The sequence below is a fragment of the Hymenobacter nivis genome (assembly GCF_006439025.1).
GTDB lineage: Bacteria > Bacteroidota > Bacteroidia > Cytophagales > Hymenobacteraceae > Hymenobacter > Hymenobacter nivis_A.
Genome location: NZ_RCYZ01000001.1, coordinates 242,887 through 255,950, shown reverse-complemented (window position 1 = coordinate 255,950; position 13,064 = coordinate 242,887). Strand labels below are relative to the sequence as shown.

At 63.1% G+C, this 13,064-nt stretch carries 11 protein-coding genes; 3 read left to right on the top strand and 8 right to left on the bottom strand.

Annotated elements, in window-relative coordinates; genetic code table 11:
- Nucleotides 1–19: 19 nt before the first annotated feature.
- From EAH73_RS00875 to EAH73_RS00845, 8 genes are all read right to left on the bottom strand, one after another.
- Nucleotides 20–3,085 (bottom strand): SusC/RagA family TonB-linked outer membrane protein, encoded by a 3,066-nt coding sequence (locus tag EAH73_RS00875; RefSeq protein WP_140464419.1) that lies wholly within the window; start codon nucleotides 3,083–3,085, stop codon nucleotides 20–22.
- 498 nt (nucleotides 3,086–3,583) lie between these two features.
- Nucleotides 3,584–3,763, bottom strand: coding sequence for a GH32 C-terminal domain-containing protein (locus tag EAH73_RS00870; RefSeq protein ID WP_262711072.1), 180 nt, complete (start codon nucleotides 3,761–3,763; stop codon nucleotides 3,584–3,586).
- 15 nt (nucleotides 3,764–3,778) lie between these two features.
- The gene (locus tag EAH73_RS22930) at nucleotides 3,779–3,931 is read right to left on the bottom strand and encodes a hypothetical protein (protein WP_161599402.1); all 153 of its coding nucleotides are present in this window, start codon (nucleotides 3,929–3,931) and stop codon (nucleotides 3,779–3,781) included.
- A gap of 63 nt (nucleotides 3,932–3,994) precedes the next feature.
- A complete protein-coding gene (locus EAH73_RS00865; protein ID WP_317129364.1) occupies nucleotides 3,995–4,876 on the bottom strand; it encodes a carbohydrate kinase in 882 nt (293 codons plus the stop codon).
- A gap of 42 nt (nucleotides 4,877–4,918) precedes the next feature.
- Nucleotides 4,919–6,238, bottom strand: coding sequence for a sugar porter family MFS transporter (locus EAH73_RS00860; RefSeq protein ID WP_140464417.1), 1,320 nt, complete (start codon nucleotides 6,236–6,238; stop codon nucleotides 4,919–4,921).
- A 197-nt stretch (nucleotides 6,239–6,435) separates the two neighbouring features.
- Nucleotides 6,436–6,675: a helix-turn-helix transcriptional regulator gene (locus EAH73_RS00855; RefSeq protein WP_140464416.1), complete on the bottom strand. Its 240-nt coding sequence runs from the start codon at nucleotides 6,673–6,675 to the stop codon at nucleotides 6,436–6,438.
- A 189-nt stretch (nucleotides 6,676–6,864) separates the two neighbouring features.
- Nucleotides 6,865–7,161 carry a hypothetical protein gene (locus EAH73_RS00850; protein WP_140464415.1) on the bottom strand — a complete coding sequence of 99 codons (297 nt, stop codon included), beginning with the start codon at nucleotides 7,159–7,161 and terminating at the stop codon, nucleotides 6,865–6,867.
- Nucleotides 7,162–7,285: 124 nt separating this feature from the next.
- Nucleotides 7,286–8,440: a substrate-binding domain-containing protein gene (locus tag EAH73_RS00845; protein WP_140464414.1), complete on the bottom strand. Its 1,155-nt coding sequence runs from the start codon at nucleotides 8,438–8,440 to the stop codon at nucleotides 7,286–7,288.
- Between the two features lie 329 nt (nucleotides 8,441–8,769).
- Between EAH73_RS00845 and uxuA the strand changes: the two genes are divergently transcribed.
- From uxuA to EAH73_RS00830, 3 genes are all read left to right on the top strand, one after another.
- Entirely contained in the window at nucleotides 8,770–9,957 is a 1,188-nt protein-coding gene (gene uxuA / locus EAH73_RS00840) for a mannonate dehydratase (protein ID WP_140465267.1), read from the top strand.
- 92 nt (nucleotides 9,958–10,049) lie between these two features.
- A complete protein-coding gene (locus EAH73_RS00835) occupies nucleotides 10,050–12,173 on the top strand; it encodes an alpha-glucuronidase family glycosyl hydrolase (RefSeq protein WP_410503750.1) in 2,124 nt (707 codons plus the stop codon).
- Between the two features lie 32 nt (nucleotides 12,174–12,205).
- Nucleotides 12,206–13,045, top strand: coding sequence for an SDR family NAD(P)-dependent oxidoreductase (locus tag EAH73_RS00830; RefSeq protein ID WP_140464413.1), 840 nt, complete (start codon nucleotides 12,206–12,208; stop codon nucleotides 13,043–13,045).
- The last annotated feature ends 19 nt before the right edge of the window (nucleotides 13,046–13,064 follow it).

Here is a 13,064-nt window from a genome sequence, read left to right as displayed (position 1 = left end):
AGTAGTAGCGAGAAATGAATTAAAGGGAGAAGTTGACGCCGAACGTGAACGTGCGGGCCGAGGGGTAGCCGGTGTAGTCGATGCCCGCCGAAGGCACCACACCCGAGGATTTGTTGGTGTTCACCTCCGGGTCGAAGCCACGGTATTTGGTGATAACGAACAGGTTTTGGCCGATGGCGTAGACGCTCGCGCCCTTGAATACCTTGCCCAGGTCGCCGAGGGCGTAGGACAGCGTTACGTTGGCAAGCTTCACGAAATTGCCGCTCTCCAAAAAGCGCGTCGAAGGCGTTACGGCGTTAGCCAGCGACTCCTTCACCCCCAATTGGTATTCGGACAGCGAGATGTTGCGGCCGGCACGAATCTGGCTCACGTTGAGCACGCTGTTGAAGGTGTTGTTGTAAATCTTGTTGCCGAACACGCCGTTGAAGTTAGCCGTCAGCGAGAGCTTCTGGAACCGGGCTGTGGTGCTCAGGCCCGCCAGCGTGGTGGGGTTGGGGTTGCCAACGTAGCTAGCCGGGGTGAACTCGTTGTAGAGGCCGGTGGTGGGGTTGATGCCGTTGTAGGTGGGCAGGTAGAAGCCGTTGAGGGGCTGGCCGTTCTGGATGGTTTCGGCCAGTACGCCCGACAGGCCCTGGCCGCTGAGCGTGCCGGTCTGGATGATGAGGGCGTTGGGCAGGCCCGATACGTTGTTCTTCACAAACGTAGCGTTGGCGTTGAAGCTCAGGCCGAAAGCCGGGCTGTCGAAGGCCGTGATGCCCGCCAACACTTCCACGCCTTTGTTGACGATAACACCGTTCAGGTTCTGCCAGATTACGCTGCTGCCGCCGGGGGCCGCCGGGAAGCCGGGGATGTTGGGGTACAGCAGGTCGGTGGTGCGCTTGTAGAAGTAGTCGGCAGTCAGCGTCAGGCGGTTGTTGAACAGGGCCACGTCGACGCCGCCGTTGTACTGCTCATCCGACTGCCACTTCAGGTTGGGGTTGGCGTTGGTGGTTTGCTGCAAGCCGCCGTTGTTGGCCTGGAATACAAACTGGCTGCGGGCCGAACCGGCCGGAAACTCTTGGTTGCCCGTGCGGCCGTAGCCCACGCGCAGCTTCAACTGGTTGATGGCGTCCACCTTGAGGAAATCCTCCTGGCTGATGTCCCAGGCCGCCGATATCGACGGGAAGTAGCCGTACTTGTTGTTGTCGCCGAACTTGGTGCTGCCGTCAGCACGCAGCGTGGCCGTCAGCAAGTAGCGGTCTTTGTAGTTCAGGGTGGCACGGCCGAAGAACGATTGCAGCTCCGTTACGGGATCAACAAACGACGAGATGAGGCGGCCCGAGGGGTTGGAGTATTGCAGGTAGTTGGTGTAGTCCAGGCCGTAGGTGCCGAAGCCAATGGCTGAGCCATCGGAGTTTGCAGGGCCCCGGCCGCTCAGGCCCGTGCCCGAGTAGTTGAATTTGGTGTATTCATAGCCCACCAACGCGTTCAGGTTCAAGTCAGAAGCAATCTTCTTATTGAAGTTCAGCGTGTGGGTCATCTGCTGGGTTTGCAGCTCCGTCGCGCTAACAGCGGCGTAGCCAAAACGCTGGTAGTCCTGGATGTTGAGGCGCTGGTCGATGGAGGTGCGGCGCGAGCCGGTGCTGTAGTTAACGGCCACCAAAGCGCGGTACTCCAACCAGTCGTTGAACTTGTAGTAGGGCGAGATCGAAGCCAGGGCGGTGGTCACGCGCGAGTGGTCGTCGTAGTACTGCTGCTGGGCCACCGGGTTGATGGTGGTGCTGCCTAGACGCGAGATAGGCAGACCGTTGGCGCCGTAGAGCGAGTCGGTGGGGTTCCACTGCAAGGCCTGGCCGATGAGGCTGCCCCGGAAGTCGCCGTTGTTGGTGATGGGGGCGAGCTGCTCGCGCGTCTGGCTGGCCGTGATGTTCACGTCCACGCCCAAGCGCTTGCTTTCCAGGAATTTTACGTTGGTTACGAAGTTGGCGCTGTACTTCTGGAACTCGGTTTTCTTCACGATGCCTTTCTGATCGAGGTAGCCGAGCGAGAGGCGGTAGCGGCCGTTTTCGCCGCCGCCGCTCACGGCCCCGTTGTAGTTCTGGAGGGGGCCGGTTTGCAGAATGGCGTCCAGGGGGTCGTTGTTCTGGCCCTTGTCGTTGGAAGCCGGGGCCCCGTAGTAAGTCAGTGCCTCGCGGTACTGGCTGGCGTTCAGGACCTTGATGCGGCGCATGATGCTGGCGGCACCGCCCGATACGCCGAAGTCGAACCGGGGCTCGCCCACCTTGCCGCGCTTGGTGGTGATGAGCACCACGCCGTAGGCGGCCCGCGAGCCGTAAATGGCGGTGGCCGAGGCATCTTTCAGCACGGTCAGCGTCTCAATGTCAGCGGGGTTCAGGAAGTTGAGCGGGTTGCTGTCGGGGCTGTCACCGGCCGAGGTATTCAGGCCGGGGCGGGCCGAGCGGCCGTCGAGCGGCACGCCGTCCACTACGTACAGCGGCTGGCCGGTGCCGGTCACGGCCGAGTTGCCCCGGATGCGAATGGTGGAGGCGCCGCCGGGCTGCCCGCTGTTCTGGGTGATTTGCACGCCCGAGGTGCGGCCCTGGATGAGCTGGTCGGGCGAGGTGAAGGTACCCTTGTTGAAGTCCTTGGTGCTCAAGGTGCTCACAGCGCCGGTCAAGTCCTCCTTACGGGCTGTGCCGTAGCCGACTACTACTACGTCGCCCAGGGCCTGGGCGTCGTCCTTCATCGTCACGTTCACCGAATTCTTGCCCGTGATGTCAACGCGCTGCGTGGTGTAGCCAATGAACGAGAACGATAGTGCCGTGGCCGTGGTGGGCACCTGAAGTTGGAAGGTGCCATCGGGGCCCGTGCTGGCGCCCACTGTAGTGCCGGGCACAATCACCGTCACGCCGGGCAGGCCGGTTGCTTGGGCATCTACCACCTTGCCGGTGATGGCCCGGGTCGCTTGGGCGTGGCCCAGGAGCGGAAGCAGAACAATGAGCAGGGCAAAAGTCAGCAGCTGCAGTAGCGCGGGCTTGGCCCGGCCCACCCGCTGGGCAACGGGCTGCTCATAGAGGTTGTAACGTTTGTACAGATTGTTACTCATGGGTGAAAATTGAAAGTGGGAAAAATTCGGGGTAAGATGCCAATTTGGCACTTTCTTGAAAATTGTCTTCAACACAACCGTTCCCGCAAACGATTACGGAAGGTGGCTGTAATGGCCGTTGCTGCGGCGAATGGCATTGCACAGAGTAAAAGTACTTGCCCGTAATTAATTTATATAGTTTATTTATATCAAAAAATGTTGTAATATCATTAGTTTTGCTTATAATATAAAATTAGGTATATAAGATGCAAGCGTTTGCGCCCCTGTGGATATCTACGGGCCAGCAAAAGCAGCTAAGGGCGGTCCCCCAGGTGAGGGGTTGGTCAATAGGTATCGGGCGGCCAGAAAGGAATAACCCCGACGCTAGGAGGCCAGGGCCTGGCTAAGGTCGGAGAGCCATAAAGCGGTCATTTGGGCAGTGCCGCCCGTAGTGGTGAGGGTGATGCGGCCGGTGTGCTGCTGCGGGAAAACTAGATCCGTCAGGGTCGTTTCACCATCTTAAACAGACACATCCACCACCGATTTATCCGCCAGTAATGGCAGTTGCAGTTGCTCGTCGCGCAGGGGCACGCGGGCCGTTTCGAGGCTCCTGGCAAACATGGGGTGGAAGCCCGCGTTGCCCGAATGCGTGCGGTCGAGCGTCAGCATTTGCCGGGCCACGTCGTAGCTGAGGGTGATGCGCTCATTGGCGCTTTACAGTACGTTCAGGGCCAGCGACACGCTCAAATCGTACGATTTGTCTTTGAAGGGCACTTCGTATGCCGCTGTGCCAGCCGGAATGGCTTGGCTGGCTAAGTTTATCGCCTCTTTACCCAGTGTGCGCAGCTCGGCGCCGGGCTGCTGCACGCGCCCAGCAAAACCAGTGCACAGGGAAGAAGTGACTTCATGCGGGGTAGAAACGGACGAAAATTAGGCGGCCGCAGCGACCAGGGCCCTAACCTGGGCGGCCGAAATGGCCGGCGTGGCCCCCTGGTAAGTAGCCACCAGGGCCCCGGCGGCGCAGGCAAAAGCCAGGTAATCAGCGGGGGCCTGTCCGGCGAGCCGGCCCGTGAGCAGGGCCGCCAGAAACGCGTCGCCGCTGCCGATGGTGTCCTGCACCTCGATGGGTATGCCGGCGCTTTGGTAGAGCTGGCCGTTGGTCCAGAGCGCGGCCCCGTCGGCACCTTTGGTTACGCACACGGCTTGCAGGCCGAAGCGCTCGGCCAGCCAGGGCAGGGCCGTTTCCTCGGCCGCCGGGGCCCCAAACCAACCCGTGATTTCGGCCAGCTCGTGGTGGTTGAGCTTCACCACGTCGGCCTGCTGGAGCAGGTAGCTCACCACCTCGCGCGAGTAGTGCGGGGCCCTAAAATTGACGTCGAACACCCGGAGCCGGGCGTGCTCCAGTAGCTGGTACAGCGTTTCGCGCGAGGCCGGGCTGCGGGCCACCAGGCTGCCAAACACGAAGGCATCGGCGGCGGCCACGAGCTCGCCCAGCGCGTCGTCATACTGGATGTAGTCCCAGGCCACGGGCTGCAAAATCTTGTAAACCACCTCGTTGTTGTCGCTTACGTTGGCCTTTACCACGCCCGTGAGGTGGGTTTCGCCCTGCTGCACGTAGTCGGTGCTGATGCCCTTGGCGGCCACAAAATCCAGCAGTTCGGCCCCCAGGTCGTCGTGCCCCACGCGGCTAATGATGTGCGCGGCGGTGCCAAAATTGTGCAGGTGCACCGCTACGTTGAGCGGGGCCCCACCGGGCTGCTTGCCGGTAGGCAACACGTCCCAAAGCATTTCGCCGAAGCAGGCAATAGCCATAAAAATCAAGTAATTAAGGTAGAAAATGGGGCCCCCAGCGGACTAGTGAATCACCAGTGTGCGGTTGGTTTGCTCCAGGCTGGTGCCCTTGGTTTCGGGCATGAAGCGCAGCACAAATACGAGTTGCAGCACCATCATGGCGCAGAAAAACGCGAACGTATGGCCCCCGCCCAGCCGCTCGGCGAAATAGGGGAAGGTGAAGGCGATGACCGTGGCCATCACCCAGTGCGTGCTGGAGCCCAGCGCCTGGCCCCGGGCCCGCACGGCGTTGGGGAAGATTTCGGAAATGAACACCCAGATGACGGCCCCCTGCGAAAAGGCGAAAAAGGCGATGTACACGAATAGCAGCACCGGCACCAGCACCCCCCCAAACTGCTGGGTATAAAAGGCCCGCGCCACCAGCCCCAGCGTGGCGATGAGCCCTACCGAGCCCACCAGCATGAGCGTGCGCCGCCCAAACCGGTCGATGAGATTGACACCCAAGAGCGTGAAGATGAAGTTGATGAGCCCGATGCCGGCCGACGAGAGCAGGGCCGCGCCCTGGCCCAGCCCCGTCATTTCGAAGATGCGCGGGGCGTAGTAGATGATGGCATTGATGCCCGACACCTGGTTGAAAAAGGCGAAGGCCACGGCCAGCAGCACCGGCGTGCGGTACTGGGGGTCGAAGAGCGAGCCGCTCTGCTGGGCCGAATGGGCCTGCGAGGCGAGGATGGCAGCCACGTCGGCATCCACAGTTTCGGGCTCGATGAGGCGGAGCACGTCGCGGCCTTCGTCCACGCGGCCGTGCAGCAGCAGCCAACGTGGGCTTTCGGGCACCCGGAACAGGAATAGCAAAAAGGCAATGGCCGGCACGGCTTGTACGCCCAGCATCAGCCGCCATGAGTGACTGCCGACGTTGGCCAGCAGGTAGTTGGAGAGGTAAGCGGCGAGGATGCCGAACACGATGTTAAACTGGAACAGGCCCACGAGCTTGCCCCGCGAGCGGGCCGGCGAAATCTCTGAAATGTAGAGCGGCGCCGTGACCGACGAGGCCCCCACACCCAGCCCGCCCAGGAAGCGAAACACTAGGAACGGCACCCATGCCGGGGCCAGCGCCGCGCCCACCGCCGATACCAGGTAAAGTACCGCAATCCAGCGCAGCGTCTGGCGCCGGCCCAGCCGGTCGGACGGGATGCCGCCGAAGATGGCCCCGATGACCGTGCCGATGAGGGCGATGGAAATGGTGAATCCGTGCTCGACGGCGCTCAAATGCCATAGCTGCTGGATAGCTTTCTCAGCCCCCGAAATCACGGCCGTATCGAAGCCAAACAGGAAGCCGCCGAGGGCCGTGACCAAGGACCAGAACAGAACTTTGCGTTGCATGGCAGAGAGAGGGGGGAACGATTGCCCAAATGTCCGCTAAAATTCCGGTTTCCAGCTTGTTGCTTTCCTTCAATTGATTGCAAGATTACTACAATCATTCATTCCATAAATAACATATTGATTATAAGTAACTTGATTGACATGGAGGCGGCGCAACCTGTTGTAGTTAATGATCTGACGCGACTTGTAAAATTCCGTCAGTGCCGGGTAAGGGCGTGAAGGTCCTTGTACTCGGAGGGCGACATTTGGTACCTGCCTTTGCAGGCCGTGGAGAAGTAGGAAGGGGAAGAGAACCTTGTTCGATAGGCCACTGCAGCAATGGTGCAGCCCTCGGCCAGCAGCATTTGGGCCTTGGTGAGGCGCAGGACCTGGATGCAATCAGTGACGCCGGTGCCGAGCACGGCCTTCGCCTTGCGGTGGAGATGCATTTGCGACATGCCCAGCTGCTGCACCACTTGGTGGGCGGCGTGGCCAATGGGGCCCCCAGGGGCTCCAGCACGCGGCCGCGCCCGTGCAGCAGCGGAGCGGCGTAGTGGCCGGCCGAGCGGCCCACCTCCACGTTGTTGCCGCCCACGTAGGCCGTGTAGAGGCGCGAGGTAGTGCGGCAGTACTACTGCCGGAATCTCCTAGTTATAAGCTGCTTCCGTTAGCTCCGTTAGGGGCCCCGACTGGTTGGGGGAGATGATAAGCAGGTCCACCCGCTGCTGGATCAGGACCTGCACCTGCCGCCGCTGCAAGGCCATGTTGAAGTGCGCGCCGAGCACTTCCAATTGCACGTCGGAATGGAAGCTCAGCTCCTTTTCCAGGCCCACCCGCATGGCCAGGCGCCAGGCATCACCGGCGGTACACTGTGAAAACCCGATGCGGTAGGTGGGCTCCGGGGGCCCGGGGCGCAGCCGGCCAGCGCCAGCAGCCCCAGCCAAAATCAACGCCTCAGCGAATGCAAGTTATTCAAGGGAAAAAGGGCGCGCGGAGGAGAAATTTACTGCTTGCAAGGTGAGGCCGCTCTTTCCGGGGCCCCGGCGCGGTCGAGGGCCCCCACAGACCTTAGCCGCGGCTTTTCAGCGACGACTGGCGGATGATGAGTTCGCCGGGAATGATGCAAGTGCGGGGTTCAAACAGCTCTTTTTGAGTCATTTGCTCCAGGAAAAGCCGGGCCGCCTGCTGGCCGATACGGAAGGGGTGGAGGTCGACGGTGGTGAGGCCGGGCTCGATAAGCATGGCCATGAATTCGTCGCCAAAGCCCACAATGGCCATGTCGGCCGGTACCCGCAGGCCGCGCTGCTTGAGGGCAATCAGCAAGTCGAACGCGTTCGTGTAGTTGATGGCAAAAATGGCGTCGGGCGGCTCGGGTAGCGCCAGCCATGCATCGAGGGCCGCCACCGCCGACTCGGTGCGGAAGTTGATGTGCGCGCATAGCTCCTCGCTGGTGGGCAGGCCATGCTTGCGCAGGGCCCCCAGGTAGCCAGCCTGCCGCTGCCGGCTGATGAGCAGCGACGGTGGCCCGGCCAGGATGGCAATGCGGCGGCAGCCCTGCTCGATGAGGTGCTCGGTAATGGCAAACGCGCCCTGGCGGTCGTCGAGGATCACCTTGGCGCTGTTCACCTCGTTGCACACCCGGTCGAAGTGCACCACCGGAATGCCGCGCCGGGCTGGCTCCTTCACGTGGTCGAAGTTCTCGGTTTCGCGCGAGTGGCAGATCAGCAGGCCGTCTACCCGGTTGGCTATCAGGGCCTGCACGTTGCTCACCTCGGCCTCGTACGATTCCTTCGACTGGCAAATCATTACCCGGTAGCCAGCCGCCGTCGCTACGTCCTGGATGCCGCTCACGGCGGTGGCGAAAAACGGCCGCTCAATGTCCGGAATTACTACCCCGATGGTCATCGTCTCGCGCCGCTTTAGGCTCTGGGCCAAGAAGTTGGGGTGGTAATCGAGCTGCCGGGCCGCCTCCTGAATGGCCTGGCGCGTAGCGGGGCTGATGTCGGCGTGCCCGTTTAGGGCCCTGGACACCGTGGACGAGGCCACGCCCACGGCCCGGGCCACGTCGGCCAGGGTGGCTTGGTAGCGCTTGCGCTCGGGCACCGCCGGCTTGGCCTCGGTGAAGTGGTAGGCGCAGCCCTTGCAAAAATACCGCTGCCGCCCCCGCACGAAGCCGGCCTTCATTACGCCATCGGGTTGACTACACTTGGGGCAAACGGGCATAAAATGCTTTTGTAAAAAAAGAAGAAAACGAAGTAGTTAACAATAAGTTTACGCATTCGTTGGCGTAAATTAACATGAAAAAAAATTGGTACTGTAAATCTTAATTTTTTACCTATCGAAAACGCTTGCAGTAACGATACCGATAGTTTTTGTGGCAAATTTCTTTATTTTCAAGCTTTTAATACTTTTGTAGAAGTAGCTGATGGGCTACATTTGAGAAGAAGTCGATTCCTACCACTTCAAGCGCCTATCGATTGCATAGAGTACGATAGGTAGCTAGTCGAGAATATTTTTTGTACTTTTTAAATACTGTTGCCGTGCAGCACACTATGCGCTGGTTTGGGCCCAACGACCCAGTTTCGCTTTTCGACCTTCGCCAGGCGGGCTGCGCCGGCGTGGTATCGGCTCTGCACCAGCTGCCGGTGGGCACGGTGTGGCCGGTGGCCGATATTCGGGCGCACCAGCAGCTCATCGAAGCCGACAACGCTACCCACGCGCCCCTGCACTGGGCCGTGGTGGAGAGCCTGCCGGTGCACGAAGACATTAAGAAGGGCCGCCCCAGCCGCGACCAGTACATTGCCCACTACCAGGCGTCGCTGCGCAACCTGGCGGCTTGCGGCGTGCGCACGGTGTGCTACAATTTCATGCCTGTGCTCGACTGGTCGCGCACCGACCTGACGCACGAGCTGCCCGACGGCTCGCGGGCCCTGCGCTTTGTATGGCAGGAGTTTGCCATTTTCGACCTGTGCATCTTGCAGCGCCCCGGCGCGGAGGCCGACTACGAGCCCGCTGTGGCCGAGGCCGCCCGCCAGCAGTTTGCCGGCATGGGCCCCGAGGCCATCGCGCAGCTTACCAACACCACGCTGCTGGGCCTGCCCGGCTCGGAGGAAGCCTTTGAACTGGCCACGTTCCAGGAGTACCTGAACGAGTACGCCACCATCGACGCGGCCGCGCTGCGCGAAAACCTGCACTACTTCATCCGGGCCGTGGCCCCGGTGGCCCAGGAAGTGGGCATCGGCCTGTGCATCCACCCCGACGACCCGCCCTTCCCGCTGCTGGGCCTCCCGCGCGTGGTAAGCACCGAGGTCGACCTGGCCGGCCTGCTGGCCGCCTGCGACGTACCGGCCAATGGCCTCACTTTTTGCACCGGCTCGCTGGGCGTGCGGGCCGACAACGACGTGGTGGGCATGGCCGAGCGGTTTGGGCCCCACATCCACTTCGTGCACCTACGTACTACCAAGCGCGAGGACAACCCGCGCAACTTCCACGAAGCCGACCACTTGGCCGGTGACGTGGACATGTACGGAGTGGTGCGTGCCCTGGTGCGGGAGGAAGCGCGCCGTGCCGCGGCTGGTAGCAACGCCCCGCCGCTGCCCATGCGCCCCGACCACGGCCACCAGATGCTCGACGACCTGCACAAAAAGACCTACCCCGGCTATTCCGCCATCGGCCGCCTGCGCGGCTTGGCCGAACTGCGGGGCCTGGAATACGGCATCCGCCGGGCCTTGGCCGAATAGAGCTGGGCGCGGGGCCCTGGCCGGCCTTGGCGTTAGCAAAAATTTGAATGCCCGAGCTTTCGGCATTTCCTTGTTAGATAACTGATTACTGCGTGTCTGTATTTCGCCACTTGTTCTTGCTCTTGGTCTTCGTGGCCGCCGCGCACCGCGGCGTGGCCGACGATGGCTACCGGCTGTGGCTGAAGTACGACCGCCTGGCCGATGCCGGCCAGTGTGCGCAGTACCAGCGCGCGGCGCGCTTCGTGGCCACCACCGGTACTGACCCCGTGCTGCGCACCGCCGCCGCCGAGCTGCAGCGCGGCTTGCAGGGGCTGCTGGGCCAACCGGTGCCGGTGCAAGCCAGCATGGGGGCCCTGGGTGGCGGCATCGTGCTGAAGCTGGACCGCACTGCAATCGATGCCAGTACGCCCAACGCGGCCGAAGGCTACCGCATTTATTCCGAGAAAAACAACTTGGTGGTGGCCAGCCCCAGTGCGGCGGGCGTGCTCTACGGAGCCTACGCCGTGCTGCGCCGCGTGCAAACCGGCGGGGCCCTGGCCGGCTGGGCCGTGCGCAGCGCCCCGCGCATCGGCCACCGCATGATCAACCATTGGGACAACCCCAACGGCACCGTGGAGCGCGGCTACGCGGGCTCGTCCATCTGGAAGTGGGACGAACTGCCCCAGCGCCTCGACCCGCGCTACACCGACTACGCCCGCGCCAACGCTTCCATTGGGCTGAACGGGGTGGTTATTAACAACGTGAACGCCAGCGCCCGTTACCTCACGCCCGACTACCTACCCAAGGTGGCGGCCCTGGCCGGCGTGATGCGGCCCTACGGCATCCGGGTGTACCTGTCGGTGTTCTGGGCCGCGCCCAAGGTGCTGGGCGGCCTGCCCACCGCCGACCCCCTCGACCCCGCCGTGCAGCGGTGGTGGGCTGCCAAAACCGACGAAATCTACCGCGCCATCCCCGACTTTGGCGGCTTCTTGGTAAAGGCTAATTCGGAGGGCGAGCCGGGGCCCCAGGACTACCAGCGTACCCACGCCGACGGCGCCAACATGCTGGCCAAGGCCCTGGGGGCCCACGACGGCGTGGTGATGTGGCGCGCCTTCGTGTACAAGGCCGACGGCAGTGGCGACCGTTTCAAGGAAGCGTACCAGGATTTCCAGCCCCTCGACGGCAAGTTCGACCCCAAGGTGCTGGTGCAGGTGAAGAACGGGCCGATTGACTTCCAGGCCCGCGAGCCGTTCCACCCGCTGTTCGGGGCCATGCCGCGCACGCCGCTGGTGCTGGAAGTGCAACTCACGCAGGAGTACCTGGGCTTCGCCACCCACGCCGTGTACCTGGGGCCCCTCATCAAGGAGTGCCTAGAGGCCGATACCTACGCCCAGGGCCCCGGCTCGACGGTGGCCAAGGTGGTGGACGGCAGCCTCGACCGCCACGCCCAAACCGGCATCGCCGGGGTGGCCAACATCGGCAGCGTCCGCAACTGGACCGGCCACCCGCTGGGCCAGGCCAACTGGTACGCCTTCGGCCGCCTGGCCTGGGACCACACCCTGGACCCCGGGGCCCTGGCCACCGAGTGGGCGCGCATGAGCCTGACCACTAACGCTGCCGCCGTGCGCAGCATCACGGCGCTGCTGGACCAGTCGCGCAGCATCTACGTGCGCTACACCACGCCGCTGGGCCTGCACCACATCATGGGCGAAAGCATCCACTACGGGCCCCAGCCCTGGCTGGCCAAGGCCGGCCGCCCCGACTGGACGGCCGTGTACTACCACCGGGGCGACTCGCTGGGCTTGGGCTTCGACCGCACCGCCACCGGCAGCAACGCCCTGGCCCTGTACCGGCCCGCCGTGCAGCAGCAGTGGGGGAGTGCCGCCACCTGCCCGCTTGACTACCTGCTCTGGTTCCACCACGTGGGCTGGCAGCAGCCGCTGCGCACCGGCCGCACCCTTTGGAACGAGCTGTGCTACCGCTACTACACCGGCGCCGACTCGGTGGCTTGGCTGCAAAAGCAGTGGGCCGCCGCCCGCCCCGCCCTCGACGCGGAGGTGTACGCCGACGTGGCCGCCCGCTTGCAAATCCAGCAGCAGGAGGCCTACTGGTGGCGCGATGCCTGCGTGCTCTACTTCCAAACCCTGGCCCGGCAGCCGGTGCCGGGGCCCTTCGCGCCGCCCACCCGCACGTTGGCCGATATCAAGCGCCAGGTGCAGGTGTACCAACTCAAGTAATTGTTTGCTAGCTACTTAATTCTGATTAATTTATGAACACTTTTTCTCTCGATACCTTGCCACTGCCCGCCACCAACGGCCACGGGGCCCCCGCGCCGCAGCCCGCGGCCGCTACGGCCGATGTGTTTTCGCTGGCCGGCCAGTTGGCCCTTGTCACGGGCGGTGGCACGGGTATCGGGCTCGAAATTGCCCGCTGCATGGTAGCCGCCGGGGCCACGGTGGTCATCACCGGCCGGCGCGAGGCTGTGCTCCAAGACGCCACGGCCGACTTGGGCGAGCGCGCCCAGTACCTCGTCAACGATATCTGCGACCTGGGGGCCCTGGACGACTTGGTGGCCCGGATTGAGGCCGAGCACGGCCCGCTCGATATTCTGGTGAACAACGCCGGCATCAACATGAAAAAGCCCGCCCTGGAGATGACGGACGAAGATTTCAGCCGCATCATCCATACGAACCTGAGCGCTGTGTTTTCGCTTACGCGGGCCGCGGCCAAGCGCATGGTGCCCCGGGGCCGCGGCTGCATCCTCATGATTTCGTCGATGGCTGCCTACTACGGCATCGACCGGGTGGTGGCCTACGCCGCCTCCAAGTCGGCCGTCGAGGGCATGGTGAAGGTGCTGGCCTCCGAGTTTTCGGCCCACGGCGTGCGCGTGAATGCCATTGCGCCCGGCTTCATCGAAACCGCCATGAGCCGTACGGCCATGAACTCCGACCCTGACCGCCGCGACCGCGCCATGCGCCGCACGCCCATGGGCAAGTTCGGCCAGCCCGCCGACATCGGCCATGCGGCCGTGTTCCTAGCTTCCGAGGGGGCCCGCTACATTACCGGGGCCTCGCTGCCCGTGGACGGCGGCAACTCCATCGGCTTTTAGGCCCCCCACTGGCCCTGGT

Bases quoted from the DNA above. Each gene is read 5' to 3' on its own strand.
- EAH73_RS00855 (WP_140464416.1), bottom strand. From the start codon at position 6,675: ATGTCGCAAATGCATCTCCACCGCAAGGCGAAGGCCGTGCTCGGCACC.
- EAH73_RS00830 (WP_140464413.1), top strand. From the start codon at position 12,206: ATGAACACTTTTTCTCTCGATACCTTGCCACTGCCCGCCACCAACGGC.
- EAH73_RS00865 (WP_317129364.1), bottom strand. From the start codon at position 4,876: ATGGCTATTGCCTGCTTCGGCGAAATGCTTTGGGACGTGTTGCCTACC.
- EAH73_RS00875 (WP_140464419.1), bottom strand. From the start codon at position 3,085: ATGAGTAACAATCTGTACAAACGTTACAACCTCTATGAGCAGCCCGTT.
- EAH73_RS00860 (WP_140464417.1), bottom strand. From the start codon at position 6,238: ATGCAACGCAAAGTTCTGTTCTGGTCCTTGGTCACGGCCCTCGGCGGC.
- uxuA (WP_140465267.1), top strand. From the start codon at position 8,770: ATGCGCTGGTTTGGGCCCAACGACCCAGTTTCGCTTTTCGACCTTCGC.
- EAH73_RS00845 (WP_140464414.1), bottom strand. From the start codon at position 8,440: ATGCCCGTTTGCCCCAAGTGTAGTCAACCCGATGGCGTAATGAAGGCC.